This window comes from Flavobacterium hauense (assembly GCF_054457175.1).
This window is the reverse complement of record NZ_JBTKVX010000010.1, coordinates 83,687-103,627: the sequence shown is the minus strand read 5'-3', so window position 1 is coordinate 103,627 and position 19,941 is coordinate 83,687. Positions and strand designations below refer to the sequence as shown.

The following is a 19,941-nucleotide window of genomic DNA, read 5'->3' as shown; positions in this document are numbered from 1 at the left end:
TAAACTTAAGCTTATTGCTTAAGAGGTTTTCCTGCTTCTGTCCAGGCATCAGTACCGCCCTGCAGTTCTACAACATGCACAAAGCCATTAATTTTCAGCGATTCGACCGCTTCTGCACTGCGGCCTCCCACTTTACAGTAAACGTAGACCGTTTTCTTTTTATCAAGTTTATTGATTCGCTCGTTAAAATCCTGATCATATAAATGGATATTTGTTGCCCCGTCAAGGTGTCCTGCTTTATATTCTTTGGGCGTACGCACATCTATCAGCTGCCCTTTATCCTGAGTCATCTCTTTTTCAAATTGTGCAGGAGGCAATAATTCTGTCCCTTTTTTGTGCTGTGCTTCGCACGATACAAAAGCAAAAGTTAACAGCAGTAAGTACATGGCTCTTTTCATAAGATTAAATTTTAATGTAAAAATAAGCGTTTTATACGAACCAATACACGATTACATCCGCTGGCTTATTTCTTAATTGTAAACGTCTCTCTGATTACCGCAAGCTGCTTGTCTGTAAGTTTTGAAGTTTTCTTAAGCTTAGTAATAAATTCGGTTACTTCTTCAGGACTACCCGGACAACCTAAATTCTCTCCTTTTGAATTAAAAGAATCAGTCTGTACAGCGCCTTTGGCATCCAGTATTACCCAAAATGGCAACCCGGCCTGTTCGCCTTTATATTTTTTAAGCAATGCTTCACCTCCCGGATTTTCGAGATCTTTGTTTTTTGGTGACTCTTTTACATCAATATGAACCATAACATAGTTATCTGTAAAATATTTGCGGCATGCATCGCTTGTCATGTTATCATCCATTTTTTTACACCATTTACACCATGATGCATGAAACATTACAAACACCTTTTTATTTTCCTTAGTTGCCTGAACAGATGCTTTCTCAAGCAATACCGAAACATTTTCCTGAGCATTGGCAACTGCTATTGCAGCTACAAGAAACAAGCATATAAATATTGACTTTAATTTCATGGTTTGGTAAATTATAATTGGTAAATTTAGATACGCAATTTAAGGAAATTACTTATACGATATATCTGCTTAGGATATAATATCAAACTAAGAAAAATCTGAAGAATTGCGGAAAAACCGTAATTGGGTTTTACAGAAATATCATATTTTGCAGGGGAATTGAGAAACTCCATCAACCAAAGCGATCAATCATGAAAATGCATAGGGACATACTTGTTATAGAAGATGACGAAGACGACAGGGATATCTTAAAACAGATATTCCGCGACCTTGGCTATAAGAATAACATAATGTTCTTTTGTGACAGTACAGAGGCTCTGGAATATATAAGGAAACCCGAAGTCAATCCCTTCATAATAATCTCAGATATCAATATGCCTAAACTTGGCGGATTTGAGCTTAGAAATATTATTATTGAAGAAGAAGTCTTAGCCGACAAAGACATACCTTATATATTTATTTCCAATGCTCAGGATGAATATTCGATAAAGCAGGCCAACAGGCTTGCTATCCAGGGTTATATTCAAAAAGGCAATGACTATAACAAATACAAAGAAAAGATTAAAAATCTTATCGACTACTGGAAAGAAAATATCCAAAATTTTTCTTCAAAAAAATAGGACTTCAACACAATATCGTATAGAATAAAATTCTTTTATATTATACTGCATGCTTATTCATAAAGATTTCTTCTGCAATGATTATTACATAATAAAAGTCTTAAACATAAAATATTGATTTCTATAAACAGCCAACTTTACTACGAAAAGAAGTAAAAAAATACTTACCAGAACTAATCCAATAAAATATATATTTGCACAAAACAAAGAAGCATGAATGTAAGTAACAAAATTCTGTATTTCATTTTAACAATTTTACTACTAGCAGACCTATCCTTTTCATGCTATCAGTACTCAAAATCAACAATAGATGGTGATTTTTCTGTAATTGTTTTAGGAAACGCCCCTTATGATAAAGTTTTAAAGGACCCTTTAGGCTTTTCAGTCCTTCAGGGAGAAAGCTATGCCGCTACTAACCGATTCACAGCACATGCAGTGATGTCCGGATATTTTAAATCTGTCCCGCTTCTTTTGCAAACAGTAGTATCGCCAACAGAAAGTGTATACATGAGTATTATTATTGCTAAACTGGCTATACATATCTTGTTATTACTTTTAATCAGTTACTATGCAACTGCGTGGAATGGCTTTAAATGGAAAAACATCCTTATAGCTTCGATACTTATAAGTCCTCTATTCCAGACCGAAGAAGGATTCATTACTTATTTAGCCTTAATTGATCCGGCTATAACATACACCATGTATTATGCTCTTCCTATGGTGGCCCTTCTAATTTTCTATTTGCCTTTTTACAAACATTTTATAACAGGCAAAAGTATATCTTCATCTAAACTATTTGTAATCGGGTGGATTCTGTTTTCTCTTCTCCTTTCATTCTTTGGCCCACTTACAGCTCCTGTAATTATATTAAGCAATCTGAATATATCTCTTTATCTCTTCTTCAAAAACTTTGACAGTTCCGATAAATCTAACATTCTGATAAAATGCTGGGAATCAGTAAAAAAAATAAACCCAACTATTCGCGTCTTAGTAATTACCTCGGGATTGTTTAGTTTATACTCACTGTATATTGGAACAAAAAATACAGAAAATGGTGCCCCTATGCCTCTTTCAGAACGTTATTCATTATTATTAGAAGGGATAAAAGACGCATTTTTTAATATCGAATCAGGCATTGCATATATACTTCTTGCGGCAATTACATGTATTACAATTGTATATTTTGCATATAGAAAAGAATACCCAAAGTACTTTAATCTTCTTGTTTTTCTTTGTGTATTCAGTATCCTTTACATTTTACTTTTACCAATGGGCGGATATCGTTTTTACAGACCTCTAATTATAAGACGGGATACCCTGACGCCGGTAATATGTATTATTTTATTTTGCTGGGCCAGTTCGTCACTTATACTATTAACTCGTCTTCCTAAACAAAAAAAAGCACTTCCAATAGCGCTGGCTTTAGTTTTTACTGTTTTTTACACAAAAAAGGATACCAGCCTGTATGAAAATCCAAATGTTGCGTGTGAAAAAGAAGCAATGAAAACAATTGCTGCATCTAAAGAGGACTGCATATTGCTGGAAAGAAATTGCGCTCTGGCACGATGGTCTTTTAACACTACATGTGAGGAAAGCGAAAACCCTGCCGCCTTATTAGAGTACTACAACATTACGCCACGAAAAATATATTTCCATTATCCCGAAGAGACTAATAAGCAATAGAATTGGTTATTTAAACATCTATCTTTTCTTCTATAATGTAACGTGGTCGCTGCTTAACTTCTGAATAGATTTTACCTACATATTCTCCTACTATTCCAAAGCAAAACAGCTGTACCCCACCCAAAAAATACATTGGGAGCACAGTAGAAACCCAACCGGGTACATTAGTACCGCTAAAAAAAGAAGTCAGGGCATACGCACTCATTAAAAGGCAAACTAAAAATATGACAAAGCCAATGACTGTTACTAACTTTAAAGGAAAAGTACTAAAAGAAGTAATGCCATTCCAGGCAAAAGAAAGCATTTTTTTAAATGGGTATTTAGATTCTCCGGCAAATCTTTCAAGCCTGTTATAATACACAACATCACTTTTAAAACCTATTGATGGAATAATACCCCTAATGAAAAGATTTACTTCATTGTAACCTGAAAGCGCGGCAATTACCCTATGGCTGCACAACCTGTAATCAGCATGGTTGTGAAGCACATTTACTTTCATTTTTTTCATTAAGTAATAAAACAGGAGCGCAGTGTTCTTCTTAAAAAAAGTATCCGTTTCACGCTTATTCCTCACACCATAAACTGTATCAACACCTGATTTAAATTTCTCTATCATATCAGCAATAACGCTTATATCATCCTGTAAATCGGCATCTATCGAAATCAACGCATCAGCCTCACTATTAAAGGTTAACAACCCCGCCAGTAAAGCATTTTGATGTCCAACGTTTCCAGCCAATTTTAATCCTTTAATATATACTTTTTGTTTGGTTAGGTCTTTAATAATAGACCATGTGGCATCACGGCTCCCATCATCCACAAATGCAATGAAGCTTTTTTCGGAGATCTTATCATTAGCAATAAGCTGTTCCATAAGAATATGCAATTCTTCAGATGTTTTCCTAAGTACTGCTTCCTCATTATAACAGGGTGATACTATACCGATTACCGGCTTACTGTTGATTTTCATTCTGATTGGTTGGTTAAATAAAGTGCAATAATAGTCATATTAATTGAAATTTGAAACGACAAACCTTACACATCTGGATATAAAAAAATCCCATGCTTTTCAGCACGGGACTTCCATATCTAGAATATGTGTTAGTTTCTAACTACTAGCTTAATGCAGCTTTAACCTGGTCTGCAGCTTCCTGGAACAATGTAGCAGAAAGGATTGGCATACCTGAGTTATCGATAAGTTCTTTAGCGATATCTGCATTAGTACCCTGTAAACGAACGATGATAGGCACTTTGATAGAGTCTCCCATGTTCTTGTAAGCATCAACTACACCCTGAGCAACACGGTCGCAACGAACGATACCACCAAAGATGTTGATAAGAATAGCTTTTACGTTAGGGTCTTTAAGGATGATACGGAAAGCCGTCTCAACACGTTTAGCATCAGCAGTACCACCTACGTCAAGGAAGTTAGCCGGTTCAAAACCTGCATATTTGATAAGGTCCATAGTTGCCATAGCAAGACCTGCACCATTTACCATACATCCTACTGTACCGTCAAGGTCAACGTAGTTAAGACCTACTTCTTTAGCCTCAACTTCGATTGGGTTCTCCTCGCGGATGTCGCGCATGTCAGCATATTTCTTTTGTCTGTAAAGTGCATTGTCATCAAGAACAACTTTAGCATCTACAGCCATGATTTTATCATCAGATGTTTTTAACACCGGGTTAATCTCAAACATAGATGCATCGCTGTCAATGTAAGCATTGTAAAGAGAAGCAACAAAAGCAGTCATTTCTTTGAAAGCATTTCCGCTAAGGCCAAGGTTAAAAGCAATCCTTCTTGCCTGGAAGCCCTGTAGGCCAACAGCAGGATCGATTTCTTCAGTGAAGATAAGATGTGGCGTGTGCTCAGCAACTTCTTCAATATCCATACCACCTTCGGTAGAATACATGATCATGTTACGGCCACGGCCCCTGTTCAATAGAACAGACATATAGAATTCAGAAGTTTCACTTTCTCCAGGGTAGTATACATCCTCAGCGATAAGTACTTTGTGTACTCTTTTACCTGTAGGAGGAGTTTGAGGAGTAATAAGGTCCATACCTATTATTTGTCCTGCTATCTCTTCTACCTGCTGAAGGTTTTTAGCAAGCTTAACGCCTCCGCCTTTTCCACGGCCACCTGCGTGAATCTGTGCTTTTATAACATGCCATGAAGTTCCTGTTTCTGCAGTTAGCTGTTTTGCAGCTGCTACCGCTTCGGCAGGACTGTTAGCAACGATACCGCGCTGAACGCGTACACCATGGCTGGCCAGTATTTCTTTTCCCTGATATTCGTGTAAATTCATAAGTATTGCATTTATCTTATTAAAAGTGGAACAAAAATAGCAAAATACATCCAACGACCATAAGTATTTTTAATTTTTTATCCACCGTAACAACTTCATAACTTATGACAATGCTTTTTAGCTTTTTGGGCATAAATATCACTTATGGATATAAAACACAATTAATCACCATTCATTATGAATTTTACATTATATCATAAATTTTGATTAACTTAACGCAACCTATTGGCAATTTTACTCTCTATAATAAAAGAACATTACTCACAAACAATTAATGCTATGAAAAAAATAATACTCCTTTTATTATTACCCATCCTTCTGCTGGCCGGCTGTGGAAATGATGATGAAGAAGGCCCTGAAGGCCTGAACGGTAAATGGAATCTTATCAGGATTACTGAACCGATGACTGCACAAAGTGATGACTATGTAAAAGGCGATATTACGCTAACATTTAATGAGTCGCAAACCAAAGTAGTCGTTAAAGATAACAGGACAATACTTCCGCAGCATGTGGGATTTGAAACACCCGCCACAGGTACTTATGACTATACTATCGGTGTATGGGATCCGGTATGCGATAGTGCAATGACATTTGGCAAAAAACAATATGGCTGTATGGAAATCAATGGTAATGAAATGACTTTTAGCACAGCAGCTGTAGATGGTGTGATCTTTAAATTAACCCGATAAAATTAATTATCATGAAGACAATTTTATGCTTAGTAACAACCGTGGCCCTTACTCTTATATATTTAGGGAAACGAAGAAAGTCTAAAATATAGGCTTTATAAAACACAACTACTATTGCATCATACTATTAACTATTTGTTTACTGCTTTCCTGTATTTCCGGGCATGATCTAAAGAGCAAATCATTACTGCCGCTTCAGGCAAGCCCGGAATTTTTTAAACTACCTATCAACTCAATCTAATAAAAAATGTTATGAAAAAAATATTGTTACCCCTACTGTCACTCCTATTGCTGAGCCTTAGCGGCTGCAATAACGACGATGACAAGAAACCGACCGACCCGCTTCTTCATCAATGGACACTTATAAGTGCCGAAGGAGGTTTTGCCGGAAGCAATTATGATTTTGAAGAAGGCCTTATTTTATGGAGATTTAAGGCTAATGGAACTGTCCAGGTCATTAATGGCAATACCGATGAAAATAAACCCGACGGTTTTGACAGCGGAACCTATGACTATGAAATAAATGACAACACCTCACAAATTCAGGATTGTCCCAAGTCTATGGATATTGACACATTTACTTTTTATTGCTATTCTATCCAACAAGGACAGCTCATACTTGATGATTCTCCTGTTGACGGAATCAAATATACCTTTGTAAGAGCTGATCTGATCCCATAACATTGGAAGGGACACATAATAATTTGTGATTTGAAAACGATATAGAATTCCATATTGTTATATTTGTAACTTTTTGTTATATTTTGTTAATGTTCTGTCAATTACTTTTTTAAGTAGTATATCGTGTCTATTTTTGTAGTCTTAAAAGTGATGCACGATGATGGATACAAAACAACTACTGCAAATGGCAGAAGAATTCGGCAGCCCGCTATATGTATATGATGCGGCAAAAATTCAATCGCAATACCAAAGGCTTGAGAAAGCTTTCTCTAAGGTTAATAACCTGCGAATAAACTATGCTGTAAAAGCATTATCAAACATATCAATACTTAAGCTACTGAAACAGATGGGCTCAGGCCTTGATACGGTTTCTATCCAGGAAGTGCAGCTTGGCCTTCTTGCAGGCTATACGCCTGAAAAAATCATCTATACGCCAAACGGTGTCTCTATGGAAGAAATCGAAGAAGTAGCAGCACTTGGTGTCCAGATAAACATCGACAACCTGTCTATACTGGAGCAGTTTGGAGCAAAACACCCTCAAACTCCGGTCTGTATACGCATAAACCCTCACGTTATGGCGGGAGGAAACAGCAATATATCAGTAGGCCATATCGACAGTAAATTTGGTATCTCTATCCACCAGATGCCACACCTGCTGCGCATTGTGCAAAATACAGGTATGCACATTAATGGTATCCACATGCATACGGGATCAGATATTCTTGATATCGAAGTATTCCTTTATGCTGCTGAGATATTATTTGAGACTGCGGCACAGTTCAAAGACCTTGAATTCCTTGACTTCGGCAGCGGATTTAAAGTACCTTATAAAAAAGACGATATCGAGACCGATGTTGAAGAGCTTGGCAAAAAACTGACCAAACGTTTCAACTCATTCTGTGCAGCATACGGACGTGACCTTACCCTTACGTTCGAACCTGGTAAATTCCTTGTGAGCGAAGCGGGTGTATTCCTTGCTAAAGTAAATGTGGTTAAGCAAACAACCTCAACAGTATTTGCGGGTATCGACAGTGGCTTTAACCACCTTATACGCCCGATGTTCTACGGATCACACCATAATATCGATAACATTTCTAACCCAAAAGGTAAAGACCGTTTCTATTCGGTAGTTGGCTACATCTGTGAGACAGATACTTTTGGCAGCAACCGCAAGATAGCAGAGATTAAAGAAGGAGATATACTTTGTTTCCGGAATGCTGGAGCCTACTGCTTCTCGATGAGCAGTAACTACAATTCACGTGTACGCCCCGCAGAAGTACTTTGGTATGAAGGACAGGGACATATCATTAGAGAGCGCGAAACGTTTGAAGACATCATCCGCAACCAGGTCATACTGAATTTTGAAGATAACGCTACTGTACAGCAGCAGGAAACCGTAACCGCATAGGTTATGAAATAATTGTTTTTAGTTAGAAAACCGCGCTGCAAAGTGCGGTTTTTTTTATTTACCTATTTAGTTAAAATCAGGTATTTTTACTTTATGAAAGGAATTCTTATTAAATTATCTTTGATATTTAAATATAAAAACGATGTATCATTATTCTCCAAAATTTTTACGCGAAGGAATAAATTCAACCGCATTCTATAGTATTGCCAATTCAAAAAAGCTTATAATTTTTGTACATGGATTTTCAGGCGTATCGCTAAATACATGGAATAACTTTTCTGAAATGATAGTTTATAATAAAAAATTTGAAAAAAGTGATATTCTTTTTTATGGATATGATAGTTTTAAAGGTCAAGTAACTGACCAATCATCAGATTTGTATCACTTTTTAGATAAGCACATTCCTGATTCTTACAACACAATACGAAAAAGTATATCATCGTATAAAAAGGTTATAATTATAGCACATTCACTTGGTGCTATAGTGTCCCGATATGCTTTATTAAAAGCAATTGATGAAAATGTTGATTGGAAAAACAAATGTAAATTAATGCTATTTGCCCCCGCTCATAATGGTTCAAGAATTCCTAATCTTTTAATGCTCAGCCTACCTTCTTTCACAAAAATTTTAGGAGGACTTGGATTATACCAATATCCCGTAATAGATGACTTAACACCTGGATCAGCATGTTTAAAGAAGCTTGAACAGTTAGTAGTAAAATTACAAAAAAAATACAAAAAAGTATTAACCGCACATGTCATTGAAGCACATGGTGATAAGGTTGTCCATAATGGCCCTTTTTGTTATGATAAATATTCTACGATAAGCCCAATCAAAAATAAATCTCACACAACAGTATGCAAACCTATTAAATATTCATACGAAGAACCAATAGATGAACTAATCAATTTACTATAATGGAAAATATAAATTATATACGCCAAGAAATACTTCGAGAAAATTTTAGGTTATCAAAAAATGTAGATAGAGGATATAAAACATTAAGCAGATTAATTGAAAAGAATGATCAAAGACTAGACTACCTTCTAAGAAATCATAGAGATACCCCAATCAAAACAGATCGCGAGGTCGTTTTTAGAGATGATATTGATTTCCTTTTAGCTTATTATTCAATATTAACTATTGGAATAATTTCTGGATATCTACCAACAAAATTAGATTCAGAAACTGTAGATGAGGCATATCTTATACTTTCTAATCCTTTTGTAGAAAAATATTATAAAGATCATTATAAATTAATTTTACCTCAGTTATTGTTAAAACATTTAAAAACTGAAATAGATTTATACAATAACGAAAGTGGAAGTGACAAAACCTTTGAGCATTTTATAATTTTGATAAATTCAAGAATGAATGATGAAGATATAGATTTGTTTCTTTGGCTATTAGATGATGGTTATACATATAATGCAACAACCAAAAACTTTCTAACTTTGAAAGAATTAATATGGTCGATTAAAAACAAAGAAAATTTTAAAGAAATATACGACACTCCATTAGAAAGCAATTATTTACTTAAAAGTGCAATTAGAGGTTTCGCAAAATTCATATCTTATCTTGATGAATATAGTAATTTACTTAAAGAAAACGAAAATAATCCTACATTACAATCCGCTTTTTGGCATATGGAATCTTATTGGTTTAATCATCTTGACACATACCTTAAAAATAATTTAGAACAATGTATTGAGAATTTATATGAAATTATTACTGCAGGCTATTATAAAAAATTTGAATCCACAGAAGTTAATAACGATATACTCGAACAGTGGAAAGAAGAATCAAAAATTGAAGTTAATAAAGCTTTGAACAATATAAATTATCTATTTAATAATAAATTAAGTGAAAAAATTTCGAAATTAATTTAAATTATTTTACACTCAAAATCATATTATCCTAAATCAAATCATCTAATCCATAACAGTTAAATAATATACTTCCAATCCCCAATATTCATTAGTTTATTAACTTTGGCTTTCTAATTAATTTACAATGAACAGAAGAAAGTTTTTCAGGAATGGTTCGCTTTTTACCCTTGGGGCTGCAATTATCAGTCCGTTAGAGAGTACTGCGAATATTCTTGACCTTCAAACCATAAATAAGAATAAAAAAGCCAAAAATATCATCTTTATGGTGAGCGACGGTATGAGCACCGGTACACTTAACATGGCCGACCTGTACCTGAACCGCAAAACCGGAAAAGGATCTAACTGGCTTCAGCTATACAAAGACCAGCGCGTAAACCGTGCCCTTATGGATACGGCTTCGGCAAGCTCTATAGTAACCGACTCTTCAGCGGGAAGCTCTTCGTGGGGCGGTGGTGTAAGGGTAAATAACGGTTCGTTAAACGTTGGCCCTAATGGAGAAATGCATATGCCTATCTGGCAAAAATTTAAAAAAGCCGGAAAGATGGCAGGCTGTGTGACTACCGTGCCTATTACCCACGCTACGCCTGCGGGTTTCTGCGTAAACAGCAAGAGCCGTAACGCACAGGAAGATATCGCCGAGCAATACCTTGAGCTTGGCTTCGATATCATGATGGGCGGCGGAAACACTTACTTCAGTCCTGAAATCCGTAAGGACAAGAAAGATGTTTACGCTGCTTATAAAGCCAAAGGCTGGCAGGTGGCACGTACACGCCAGGAAATGATGGCTGCCGACAACAGCAGGCCTATTTTGGGTGTTTTTGGCGACGATGGACTTCCGTACAACATAGACAGAACAAATGATAAAGCTTTAACCGATACCACTCCTACCCTTGCTGAAATGGCACAAAAAGCTATAGACCGCATGAAAGGGAATAAGAACGGATTCGTACTCCAGATTGAAGGTGGAAAAGTAGACTGGGGCGCACATGCTAATGACATCGGGGCTTTACTATACGACCAGGTAGCTTTTGACGAAGCTATTAAAGTAGCGATAGATTTTGCTGCCAAAGATGGCGAGACCCTTGTTATCATCACTACCGACCATGGTAATGCCAATCCAGGTGTGATCTATGGCAAAAGTGCCAATGATAACTTTGACAGCATCCAGAAATATACCCATACCAACGAATGGATACTGAACACTATTAAGCCTAACAACACAGTGGCTCAGGTTCGCGAAATTATTGAGGGTGCCAATAAAACCACAATCTCTGAAGAAGATGCGAAAACCATCCTTACTTATTATGACGGACTTCATAAAGAAGAAGGCGGACTGTACAATTATAATAACTTACCATTTAAGGCTTTTGCCCAAATGCAGCAAAAAACGAACTCCGTTGGCTGGATTAGCATGGATCACTCTGCCGATTATGTAGAGCTGGCAATGTTTGGCCCCGGCAGCGATCTGCTGAAGCCATTCGTAAAGAACACCGACCTGCATTACCTGATGCTTCAGGCAGCAGAGGTTGAGAATAAATTTTAAACTTTTTATAGTATAGTTAAGGCGCTCAATGAGCGCCTTTTTTTATCTTGCAGGATATTTCCTTATCCTATGACCCGATATCTTAAAGAAGCCATATCTTTTTCATTGCTGCCTTTAGCGGTGGCGATTCTGTTTTATATTTTCAACAGCCAAAAATATATTCTTAGCTCACATGATATGTACTATAGTGTCAAGAGCATTTATGCGGCCGTTTGTGTTTTAATAGCTTCAGGATATTTGTGTTATACGATACGCTGCTTCTTTTTAAAATTCAGGGACAAGTCAAGCAATATAATTTTATTGGTTTACAGCATCTTATTTATCCTTTTATGGGTGGTCCTGATCACCCTTAATGAAAGGTTAAGTATTGATGGTGGCTGGACGATAAATCCTCCTTTAAGTGCAGCTCCCAAAAAAATTGAAACGGTTTACTTTATTATGAAACCGGTATATATGTTTATTTTACTGGCACTCTTTATCATCAGTCTGGCATTTTGTGCATTCAAAACGGGGAAAAAATTCAACCGTATCAACAATGAGATTTAGTAATATCGACTGCTGCGATGTTTGAAAGTGATTTGTTGACTACAGTTATAAGTAATTAATATCTATAGAAATGCAAAGAGTAAACCGTAATAATTCTGAACTAAAACTATGGTATCTGGACTCCGGTGGAGTACCGGTATATCAATACCGCGGAGAGCCATTTACAGGGATAATTGAAGAATATTATGATAATAATGTTCTTCAATCAGAAGAAGAGTATCAAAATGGATATAGAGAAGGATGGATACGTTCATACTATTATAATGGAAATATAGATACAGAATATCAGGATCATAACAATATTACTGTTCCAGGTACTTATAAAGAATTTGATGAAAATGGGAATTTAGTTCACAGCATGTAGTAAAGTATGATTTTAGCAATTGATGTCCATTACAGAGAAACGTATGCAAAAGCTGTAGGTGTTCTTTTTGAGTGGAAAGACAGCAAGCCTAAACAGGTAATCATTGAGTATATCAATAACATTGAAGAATATATACCCGGAGAATTTTATAAAAGGGAACTGCCATGCCTGCTAAAGATAATAGAACAGGTAGATTTAGATTCGCTTGAAGCCATAATTATAGACGGTTACATTTATGTTGACAATGATCTTTCTTTGGGGTTAGGCGGACACCTATACCACAAACTGAATGAGCAAGTACCCGTTATTGGCGTTGCCAAGACTTCATTCTTTACCAACAGGCAAACTGTAACAGAACTCATCAGAGGAGAGAGTAAAAACCCATTACACATTTCATCTGTTGGTTATCCGCTGGAAGAAGCTGTACAAAGAGTATTTGAGATGGAAGGAGAATACAGGAATCCCACCATACTTAAGGAATTGGATAAGATTACAAAAGATGATACTTTAGATAAATAAAAGCGTTTGTCATTCTGACAAAGGAACAATCTAAGGGTAATAATATTTAGATTCTTCACTTCATTGCATTACGTTCAGAATGACAAACACTACATCATAATTTTATAAATTCACAGCTTCCCGCTTTGCTTTCTCAAAATCAGCAATGATATCTTTAAGAATATCACCTGCCGGTTTTATTTCGTGAATAAGTCCCGCAATCTGGCCTATCTCAAGCTCTCCTTCTTCAAGGTCACCTTCAAACATACCTTTTTTGGCACGCGCACGTCCTAATAATGTTTTCAGGTCATCTACACTTGGTGCTTTGGCATATAACGCCATCACATCGTGAAAGAATTTATTCTTGATAAGTCGTACCGGTGCAAGTTCTTTTAGTGTAACATGGGTATCGCCATCCTGAGCATCAACGATTGCCTGTTTAAAATTAGCATGCGAAGACGATTCTACTGAAGCTGCAAAACGGCTCCCAATCTGAACGCCATCAGCACCAAGAATCATAGCGGCAAGCATACCACGGCCTGTAGCAATTCCTCCTGCAGCAATTAATGGTACGGTCAGTTGTTCCTTAACCATTGGGATAAGTGCAAGTGTAGTAGTCTCTTCACGCCCGTTATGGCCTCCTGCTTCAAAGCCTTCGGCAACAACAGCATCAACGCCAGCTTCCTGCGATTTAAGGGCAAATTTCACACTGCTTACCACGTGTACCACCGTGATTCCTTTTTCTTTAAGCCATGATGTCCATGTCTTAGGATTTCCTGCCGAAGTAAATACGATCTTTACGCCTTCTTCAGCAATGATATTCATTATCTCTTCAATATTCGGGTACAGCATCGGAACGTTTACTGCAAACGGTTTATCAGTTGCTTTTTTGCATTTCTGGATATGCTCACGCAATACCTCCGGATACATAGAGCCTGCTCCTATTATTCCAAGTCCGCCTGCGTTGCTCACGGCACTTGCAAGTTTATAACCGCTCGCCCATATCATCCCTGCCTGTATTACAGGATACTGAATATTAAAAAGTTGAGTAATTCTGTTCATTAAATTTATTTCGTTTGTGTTTGTCTATTGCTTGATTATCCATCCTTTTTGAGATGTTCCTTCCATACTGTAGCTGTAAATACCTGTAGCCAGTTGTGATATATCAAATGAAGGATTGGCTAAAGTAATATTTTGTTGTGAAACCCTTTGCCCAAGCTCATTAAAAATATTTACAGTTGAGCTTTGAAGGTTTTTCGGGAAGATTAGATGTATCACGCCATCGGTCGGGTTAGGATATAGTATAAAATTACCATCGCTAAGTCCCATGCCTTTTTGCAGGGCCAGGTTAAAATCCGGAATCCCATAACCATATTGATGTGTAGGTGCTGTATAACGGTCAGAAGATTCTTTTATCAGCTGGCGCAGCTCCGAATTGGTCATATCGGGCAAAGCCTGCCACAAGCAGGCTACAAGTCCGGCTGTAACCGGACTTGAAAACGAAGTACCGCTTGCCGATCCAATCTCTCCTACTACGGTAGCAACGGTATCCTGATACCCCCTTGCCATGACATCAGGTTTCACACGATTATCATAAGACGGCCCTATAGAACTAAAGCCAACATAATTTTCATTGGCATCAACAGCACCAACCGTAAGTATGTCAAATGCATCGGCGGGGGCTCCCATATTTGGGTTTGGGGTATTGCCTGAGTTTCCGGCAGAAACCACGCAAAAAATACCTCTTGAAACCGCGACATTGGCGCCACGGGTTATAAAAGCGGTTAGCCCATCCATATTTTCATAGGAATAGCTATAGCGGCCATCATCATAAGTAAAATAGCCCAATGATGTATTGATCACGTCTACACCAAGGCTGTCGGCGGCTTCGGCGGCTTCCACCCAATAGGACTCCTCAACAGGGTTTTCGTTTGTTGAATCTTCGGTCCTGAAAAGGTAGTAAAAAGCATCCGGAGCCGTACCCGTAAGCTGACCATCAACATAACCGGCCATCGTAGAGAGTACAAGCGTACCGTGGGCTCCCCCTGCGTAGAAATTATCTGAGCGGGCAACATAATCATAGCCACCTTTTATAAGTCCGTTATCACGCATTCGCTGAAAAGGCTGTGTGGTATCTACACCTGGGAAACCGGCATCGAGTATTGCAATGGTCATTCCTGTACCTGTGTAATTGGACTGGTGCAGCAAGTGCCCGTTTAGCATTTGTATCTGATTGGCAGAAGTGCCATAATTGAAATCGATTTGCGTCTCAAGTGTTTTATTTACAGCGACAGTTTGTTGCTCCATATTTACTCTCGATGAGCTATTAAGCGACTTGTCGGCATAATCTATACGCGCAACAAATTCAAAGTTCTTCAGCAGTTCCAAATCTTCAGCTAAACCACGCACATGAAGAGCATTGAGCCATTTAGACTTTGCCATTACAGTAACTCCGCCTGATGCCCTAATAGCATCTACATATTCAGCATAGAGCGGCACATCTTTGTCATCAAGTGGAATGTTTTGCCTGGTGCGCCTGTCCAGTGCTTTTTGGGAAAGCATCGCTGTAGGATTGGCGAGATAATATGCGGTATCAGGCTTGTCTTTGAAGTACACCCATGCATCTTCCTGCGCGAAGCACAAAGCAGCCGTAAATAACAGCACTAACAACAGCATCATCTTTTTCATCACTGTTCGATTTTCTGCCCAAATTTAGTTTTGAGGAATGGCTTTATTATCGCATTTCCATAAATAAAATTCCAGATCATACATTCAGAGAAATGATAAGATCGTCAAATTCTTTAACAAGTATGCGATCAAGAGTGTTAACATAAAAATGTTTCGACTCTTCAAAGTTAAGGTATGGAAGCTGTGCTACTATGCTTTGTACTTCAGGCTTATTCATTAAATGGGGCAATTTCATATCAAATATACAAAAGAACGGACTAAACAAAGGCGATGAATACAGCAAAACACTATTTTTGTGTACCAAAAACAAATACAATGCTCTTTTTACTACTCAGCATATTATGCAGCGTGACAGTAGGGATTATCTTTAAAAAAGCAAGACGTTATGATATTTGCCTGACACAGGTGATCATGTGGAATTACGTTTTTGCCTTACTGTTCTGCTATCTTTTCTTCAGTCCCGATTTAAATGCCATAGATGCAACGGCTCCCTGGAGTATCTATTTACCGCTAATGCTCCTGCTGCCATCCATATTTATGTTCCTCGCAATATCGATAAACCGGATGGGAATTGTTAAGACTGATGCCGCACAGCGACTTTCCCTCTTTATCCCGATACTTGCCGCATGGTTCATTTTCAGGGAAGATTTTAATTTACTGAAACTTATCGGGCTTGGCGTAGGATTTCCTGCAATTCTGCTGATCCTTTCAAAAAAAGATGAGAATACAAATAAAGACTGGCTCTACCCTGCAATCGTACTGATAGGTTTTGGAATAATAGATATCCTTTTTAAACAGATAGCCATTCATACTTCTCTACCCTATACAACTTCACTTTTTGTTGTTTTTTGCGGCTCGTTAATCGTAATTACAATTGTTGCATTGTATGAAATGCTATTCAAAAAGCAAAAAATTGATATCATAAACTTTGCTTTCGGATCGCTGGTAGGTATATTCAACTTTGGAAATATTTTATTTTACCTGATGGCGCATCAGGAATTTTCAGAAAATCCATCGACCGTTTTTGCCGCCATGAACATGGGTGTAATTGTCGTTGGAAGCCTTGCCGGAATATTCATTTTTAGAGAAAAACTCTCAAAAGTGAATTTTTCAGGTCTGTTTTTGGCATTGATAGCGATTGTTATCATTACACTTTCGCAGATTTATAAATAAAAAACAGGCAACTAAATCGTTTTAAATCAATGAAATAAAAAATAATTTAAAATTTATTTGGTTTTTATATTTTTTGTAGCCTACATTTGCAGCAAGTTCTTTAAAAAATTATTCTTATCCAGAAAGACCGAGGGAATTGACCCTATGACGTCTTGGCAACCTGTCCGCATTTGAGCGAATAAGGTGCCACATTCAACCCCTGCTTTGCAGCGGAAAGATAAGCTTAGAAATTGTACATAATACCATAAAATATTATATGCTCTTCTGACTTATCGGGGGAGCATTTTTTTTTGCTCTTTCGATACCTGGTTTTAGGATGTTTTTTACTGACATAAAAAATTTACAAACTAAAATTAGAAATAACAATGAAAGAGCAAACAAGAATTTTACACAGCATTCCGGTAGATCCATTAACAGGTTCAATCTCTACGCCAATTTACCAAACATCAACATTCGTTCAGGAAGCTCCGGGCGTTCACAAAGGTTATGACTACGCAAGAAGCAACAATCCTACCCGTAAAGTACTTGAAGATACTATTGCCAAACTTGAGAACGGAACAAACGGTTATGCATTTGCAAGCGGACTTGCAGCTATAGACGCTGTTATCAAACTTCTTGAAGCAGGCGACGAAGTTATTGCTGTAGACGATATCTATGGAGGCGCTTTCAGGTTGTTTACCCATATTTACCAAAAATTTGGTATCAGCATTAAATATGTTGATACTACAAATGCCGAAAACGTAGCAGCTGCCGTTACCGATAAGACAAAACTTATCTGGATCGAGTCGCCTACAAACCCAACCCTGAAAATATCTGACATCAGAGCAATCGCGGCTATCGCAAAAGCGAATAATGTATTGCTTTGCGTAGACAATACTTTTGCATCTCCTGCTGCACAAAAACCTATCGATCTTGGTGCTGACATCGTAGTACACAGTGCTACAAAATATCTTGCAGGACACAGTGACCTTATTGCCGGACTTGTAGTTACCGCTACTCAGGAACTTGGAGATAAGATCAAATTCATCCAGAATGCATCCGGAGCAATATTAGGGCCGTTCGATAGCTGGTTGACTATCCGTGGTATTGAGACGTTAACGCTACGTATCAAACAGCATGCTGAGAACGCACAGAAAATCGCTGAATTCCTTCTGGAAGAAAAGCTTATCAAAAACGTTTACTACCCTGGGCTTCCATCACACCATAACCACGAGATTGCGAAAAGCCAGCAAAAATACTTTGGCGGTGTAATTGCTTTCGACCTTGTGATTGACGATAAAGAAATTGCTTCAGCAATTGTCAGCAATACAAAACTATTCAAGCTTGCTGAAAGCTTAGGCGGCGTGAAGAGCCTTTGTTGCCTGCCATGTGAAATGACCCATAAATCTATTCCGGCAGAGAAACGTTACAGCTCTGGTGTAACTGACAGCCTTATCCGCCTTTCTGTAGGTCTTGAAGATGCCGATGATCTTATCGACGACCTAAAACAAGCGTTGGAATTAGCTGTAAAACAAAGTACTAACAAAAGCGCAACTGCCGCTGTTTAAGGAATTAAATTTATGTCAAGAAAAACTTTAAATATAGGCCTTTACGGTTTTGGATGCGTGGGTTTTGGATTATACGAAGTATTGCAAAAAACTCCCGGCTTAAAAGCCAATATTAAGAACATTTGTGTTAAAGATAAGAACAAGCCAAGAGAAATTGGCCTTGAGAACTTTACCTTCGATAAGAACGATATCCTTAACGACGAGGAGATCAATGTAGTTGTAGAACTTATTGATGATGCCGACGCAGCTTTTGAGATCGTTTCGGAAGCATTAAAAAGAGGCAAAGCAGTAGTTTCGGCCAATAAAAAAATGATTGCCGAACATTTTACCGAACTGCTTGAACTTCAAGAGAAATACAATGTGCCATTGCTTTATGAAGCAGCAGCATGTGCAAGTATTCCAATCATTAGAAATCTTGAAGAGTATTACGATAATGACCTTCTGGAATCTATTGAAGGTATTGTAAACGGCTCAACAAATTACATACTAACAAAAACCTTTGCCGAGAACCTGTCGTATGATGATGCCCTGAAACAGGCACAGGATCTGGGCTTTGCGGAAAGCAACCCTATCCTTGACACCGGCGGTTTTGATGCTAAATACAAGCTATTGATACTATTGGCGCATTCATTTGGCTACATCGCAAAACCATCAGACCTTTTCAACATCGGTATTGACGGAATCGGTACGCTGGAACTTAAATATGCCAAGGAAAAGGGATTAAAGATAAAACTGATTGCACAGGCTTTTAAAGGCAGCAACGGAGAACTATCTGCCTTTGTAATTCCAAAATTTGTATCGCCTGAAGATCGTCTTTATAATGTTGATGATGTATTCAATGGCGTACTGACTAAGACCAGCTTTGCCGATACACAGTTCTTTGTAGGTCGTGGCGCGGGTGCACATCCAACGGCTTCGGCTGTATTATCAGATATCTCGGCACTAAGCTATGATTACAGGTATGAGTACAAAAAAATAAACCAAAAAGAAAACCTTATTCTATCTGATGACGTAAATCTAAGGGTATTATTAAGGCATAAAAAAGAAGATGCTGAAACGTTCAAAAAACAATTCTTAAGCATCGAAGAAGCGTATACCAATAATGAATCGGGTTACATTACAGGAATTATATCCCTAAAAAACCTGAAAGACATACAGGCAGGCAATACCGGTGACCGATCGTTTATATTACAAAACGTTGTTACCGAAAAAGAAGCCGCTGTACAACAAGTTGAGATTGCCGTATAAATATAAACTACTATTGTCCCCAAAAAATGCTATGAATGACAAACCCCAAAGATTCTCTTTGGGGTTTTGTT

21 protein-coding genes and 1 riboswitch are annotated in these 19,941 nt (G+C 37.6%); of the genes, 14 read left to right on the top strand and 7 right to left on the bottom strand.

Annotation, left to right across the window (positions count from 1 at the left end; all coding sequences use genetic code 11):
• Positions 1 to 11: 11 nt before the first annotated feature.
• Entirely contained in the window at positions 12 to 398 is a 387-nt protein-coding gene (locus tag ACX0HA_RS09220) for a rhodanese-like domain-containing protein (RefSeq protein WP_458844982.1), read from the bottom strand.
• Positions 399 to 463: 65 nt separating this feature from the next.
• Entirely contained in the window at positions 464 to 982 is a 519-nt protein-coding gene (locus ACX0HA_RS09215; protein WP_458844981.1) for a thioredoxin family protein, read from the bottom strand.
• A gap of 191 nt (positions 983 to 1,173) precedes the next feature.
• Between ACX0HA_RS09215 and ACX0HA_RS09210 the strand changes: the two genes are divergently transcribed.
• Positions 1,174 to 1,602 (top strand): response regulator, encoded by a 429-nt coding sequence (locus ACX0HA_RS09210; protein ID WP_458844980.1) that lies wholly within the window; start codon positions 1,174 to 1,176, stop codon positions 1,600 to 1,602.
• A gap of 213 nt (positions 1,603 to 1,815) precedes the next feature.
• Positions 1,816 to 3,285 carry a hypothetical protein gene (locus ACX0HA_RS09205; RefSeq protein ID WP_458844979.1) on the top strand — a complete coding sequence of 490 codons (1,470 nt, stop codon included), beginning with the start codon at positions 1,816 to 1,818 and terminating at the stop codon, positions 3,283 to 3,285.
• Positions 3,286 to 3,295: 10 nt separating this feature from the next.
• Here the strand turns inward: ACX0HA_RS09205 and ACX0HA_RS09200 are convergent, their stop codons facing one another.
• Positions 3,296 to 4,255 carry a glycosyltransferase family 2 protein gene (locus ACX0HA_RS09200; protein ID WP_458844978.1) on the bottom strand — a complete coding sequence of 320 codons (960 nt, stop codon included), beginning with the start codon at positions 4,253 to 4,255 and terminating at the stop codon, positions 3,296 to 3,298.
• A 145-nt stretch (positions 4,256 to 4,400) separates the two neighbouring features.
• Complete coding sequence (sucC, locus tag ACX0HA_RS09195; protein WP_458844977.1) at positions 4,401 to 5,594, bottom strand: ADP-forming succinate--CoA ligase subunit beta; 1,194 nt, start codon at positions 5,592 to 5,594, stop codon at positions 4,401 to 4,403.
• Between the two features lie 279 nt (positions 5,595 to 5,873).
• On the opposite strand from sucC, the gene ACX0HA_RS09190 reads away from it, so the two are divergent.
• The 9 genes from ACX0HA_RS09190 to ACX0HA_RS09150 all read left to right on the top strand — a co-directional run bounded on the left by ACX0HA_RS09190 (position 5,874) and on the right by ACX0HA_RS09150 (position 13,235).
• Positions 5,874 to 6,284: a hypothetical protein gene (locus ACX0HA_RS09190; RefSeq protein ID WP_458844976.1), complete on the top strand. Its 411-nt coding sequence runs from the start codon at positions 5,874 to 5,876 to the stop codon at positions 6,282 to 6,284.
• 252 nt (positions 6,285 to 6,536) lie between these two features.
• Positions 6,537 to 6,965, top strand: a complete 429-nt coding sequence (locus ACX0HA_RS09185) for a hypothetical protein (RefSeq protein ID WP_458844975.1) — start codon at positions 6,537 to 6,539, stop codon at positions 6,963 to 6,965.
• A gap of 160 nt (positions 6,966 to 7,125) precedes the next feature.
• Entirely contained in the window at positions 7,126 to 8,373 is a 1,248-nt protein-coding gene (gene lysA, locus ACX0HA_RS09180) for a diaminopimelate decarboxylase (RefSeq protein WP_458845024.1), read from the top strand.
• Positions 8,374 to 8,515: 142 nt separating this feature from the next.
• Complete coding sequence (locus ACX0HA_RS09175; protein ID WP_458844974.1) at positions 8,516 to 9,292, top strand: esterase/lipase family protein; 777 nt, start codon at positions 8,516 to 8,518, stop codon at positions 9,290 to 9,292.
• Positions 9,292 to 10,263 carry a hypothetical protein gene (locus ACX0HA_RS09170; protein ID WP_458844973.1) on the top strand — a complete coding sequence of 324 codons (972 nt, stop codon included), beginning with the start codon at positions 9,292 to 9,294 and terminating at the stop codon, positions 10,261 to 10,263. The genes ACX0HA_RS09175 and ACX0HA_RS09170 overlap by 1 nt, the downstream gene beginning before the upstream one ends.
• 124 nt (positions 10,264 to 10,387) lie before the next feature.
• The gene (locus ACX0HA_RS09165; RefSeq protein ID WP_458844972.1) at positions 10,388 to 11,806 is read left to right on the top strand and encodes an alkaline phosphatase; all 1,419 of its coding nucleotides are present in this window, start codon (positions 10,388 to 10,390) and stop codon (positions 11,804 to 11,806) included.
• 69 nt (positions 11,807 to 11,875) lie between these two features.
• Positions 11,876 to 12,352, top strand: a complete 477-nt coding sequence (locus ACX0HA_RS09160; RefSeq protein WP_458844971.1) for a hypothetical protein — start codon at positions 11,876 to 11,878, stop codon at positions 12,350 to 12,352.
• Between the two features lie 70 nt (positions 12,353 to 12,422).
• Positions 12,423 to 12,716 carry a toxin-antitoxin system YwqK family antitoxin gene (locus tag ACX0HA_RS09155; protein ID WP_458844970.1) on the top strand — a complete coding sequence of 98 codons (294 nt, stop codon included), beginning with the start codon at positions 12,423 to 12,425 and terminating at the stop codon, positions 12,714 to 12,716.
• Between the two features lie 6 nt (positions 12,717 to 12,722).
• A complete protein-coding gene (locus ACX0HA_RS09150; RefSeq protein ID WP_458844969.1) occupies positions 12,723 to 13,235 on the top strand; it encodes an endonuclease V in 513 nt (170 codons plus the stop codon).
• Positions 13,236 to 13,337: 102 nt separating this feature from the next.
• On the opposite strand, the gene ACX0HA_RS09145 is transcribed toward ACX0HA_RS09150, so the two are convergent.
• From ACX0HA_RS09145 to ACX0HA_RS09135, 3 genes are all read right to left on the bottom strand, one after another.
• Positions 13,338 to 14,276 carry an NAD(P)H-dependent flavin oxidoreductase gene (locus tag ACX0HA_RS09145; RefSeq protein WP_458844968.1) on the bottom strand — a complete coding sequence of 313 codons (939 nt, stop codon included), beginning with the start codon at positions 14,274 to 14,276 and terminating at the stop codon, positions 13,338 to 13,340.
• 24 nt (positions 14,277 to 14,300) lie between these two features.
• Complete coding sequence (locus ACX0HA_RS09140; RefSeq protein ID WP_458844967.1) at positions 14,301 to 15,902, bottom strand: S8 family serine peptidase; 1,602 nt, start codon at positions 15,900 to 15,902, stop codon at positions 14,301 to 14,303.
• A gap of 76 nt (positions 15,903 to 15,978) precedes the next feature.
• The gene (locus ACX0HA_RS09135) at positions 15,979 to 16,119 is read right to left on the bottom strand and encodes a hypothetical protein (RefSeq protein ID WP_458844966.1); all 141 of its coding nucleotides are present in this window, start codon (positions 16,117 to 16,119) and stop codon (positions 15,979 to 15,981) included.
• A 98-nt stretch (positions 16,120 to 16,217) separates the two neighbouring features.
• On the opposite strand from ACX0HA_RS09135, the gene ACX0HA_RS09130 reads away from it, so the two are divergent.
• From ACX0HA_RS09130 to ACX0HA_RS09120, 3 genes are all read left to right on the top strand, one after another.
• The gene (locus ACX0HA_RS09130; protein WP_458844965.1) at positions 16,218 to 17,075 is read left to right on the top strand and encodes an EamA family transporter; all 858 of its coding nucleotides are present in this window, start codon (positions 16,218 to 16,220) and stop codon (positions 17,073 to 17,075) included.
• A 111-nt stretch (positions 17,076 to 17,186) separates the two neighbouring features.
• Positions 17,187 to 17,299, top strand: a riboswitch (SAM riboswitch).
• A 141-nt stretch (positions 17,300 to 17,440) separates the two neighbouring features.
• Positions 17,441 to 18,622, top strand: coding sequence for a trans-sulfuration enzyme family protein (locus ACX0HA_RS09125; RefSeq protein ID WP_458844964.1), 1,182 nt, complete (start codon positions 17,441 to 17,443; stop codon positions 18,620 to 18,622).
• Positions 18,623 to 18,634: 12 nt separating this feature from the next.
• Entirely contained in the window at positions 18,635 to 19,870 is a 1,236-nt protein-coding gene (locus ACX0HA_RS09120) for a homoserine dehydrogenase (protein WP_458844963.1), read from the top strand.
• The last annotated feature ends 71 nt before the right edge of the window (positions 19,871 to 19,941 follow it).

Excerpts from the sequence above, each read along its gene's own strand:
- ACX0HA_RS09220 (WP_458844982.1), bottom strand. The coding sequence starts at position 398 with ATGAAAAGAGCCATGTACTTACTGCTGTTAACTTTTGCTTTTGTATCG.
- ACX0HA_RS09215 (WP_458844981.1), bottom strand. The coding sequence starts at position 982 with ATGAAATTAAAGTCAATATTTATATGCTTGTTTCTTGTAGCTGCAATA.
- ACX0HA_RS09210 (WP_458844980.1), top strand. The coding sequence starts at position 1,174 with ATGAAAATGCATAGGGACATACTTGTTATAGAAGATGACGAAGACGAC.
- ACX0HA_RS09205 (WP_458844979.1), top strand. The coding sequence starts at position 1,816 with ATGAATGTAAGTAACAAAATTCTGTATTTCATTTTAACAATTTTACTA.
- ACX0HA_RS09200 (WP_458844978.1), bottom strand. The coding sequence starts at position 4,255 with ATGAAAATCAACAGTAAGCCGGTAATCGGTATAGTATCACCCTGTTAT.
- sucC (WP_458844977.1), bottom strand. The coding sequence starts at position 5,594 with ATGAATTTACACGAATATCAGGGAAAAGAAATACTGGCCAGCCATGGT.
- ACX0HA_RS09190 (WP_458844976.1), top strand. The coding sequence starts at position 5,874 with ATGAAAAAAATAATACTCCTTTTATTATTACCCATCCTTCTGCTGGCC.
- ACX0HA_RS09185 (WP_458844975.1), top strand. The coding sequence starts at position 6,537 with ATGAAAAAAATATTGTTACCCCTACTGTCACTCCTATTGCTGAGCCTT.
- lysA (WP_458845024.1), top strand. The coding sequence starts at position 7,126 with ATGGATACAAAACAACTACTGCAAATGGCAGAAGAATTCGGCAGCCCG.
- ACX0HA_RS09175 (WP_458844974.1), top strand. The coding sequence starts at position 8,516 with ATGTATCATTATTCTCCAAAATTTTTACGCGAAGGAATAAATTCAACC.
- ACX0HA_RS09170 (WP_458844973.1), top strand. The coding sequence starts at position 9,292 with ATGGAAAATATAAATTATATACGCCAAGAAATACTTCGAGAAAATTTT.
- ACX0HA_RS09165 (WP_458844972.1), top strand. The coding sequence starts at position 10,388 with ATGAACAGAAGAAAGTTTTTCAGGAATGGTTCGCTTTTTACCCTTGGG.
- ACX0HA_RS09160 (WP_458844971.1), top strand. The coding sequence starts at position 11,876 with ATGACCCGATATCTTAAAGAAGCCATATCTTTTTCATTGCTGCCTTTA.
- ACX0HA_RS09155 (WP_458844970.1), top strand. The coding sequence starts at position 12,423 with ATGCAAAGAGTAAACCGTAATAATTCTGAACTAAAACTATGGTATCTG.
- ACX0HA_RS09150 (WP_458844969.1), top strand. The coding sequence starts at position 12,723 with ATGATTTTAGCAATTGATGTCCATTACAGAGAAACGTATGCAAAAGCT.
- ACX0HA_RS09145 (WP_458844968.1), bottom strand. The coding sequence starts at position 14,276 with ATGAACAGAATTACTCAACTTTTTAATATTCAGTATCCTGTAATACAG.
- ACX0HA_RS09140 (WP_458844967.1), bottom strand. The coding sequence starts at position 15,902 with ATGAAAAAGATGATGCTGTTGTTAGTGCTGTTATTTACGGCTGCTTTG.
- ACX0HA_RS09135 (WP_458844966.1), bottom strand. The coding sequence starts at position 16,119 with ATGAATAAGCCTGAAGTACAAAGCATAGTAGCACAGCTTCCATACCTT.
- ACX0HA_RS09130 (WP_458844965.1), top strand. The coding sequence starts at position 16,218 with ATGCTCTTTTTACTACTCAGCATATTATGCAGCGTGACAGTAGGGATT.
- ACX0HA_RS09125 (WP_458844964.1), top strand. The coding sequence starts at position 17,441 with ATGAAAGAGCAAACAAGAATTTTACACAGCATTCCGGTAGATCCATTA.
- ACX0HA_RS09120 (WP_458844963.1), top strand. The coding sequence starts at position 18,635 with ATGTCAAGAAAAACTTTAAATATAGGCCTTTACGGTTTTGGATGCGTG.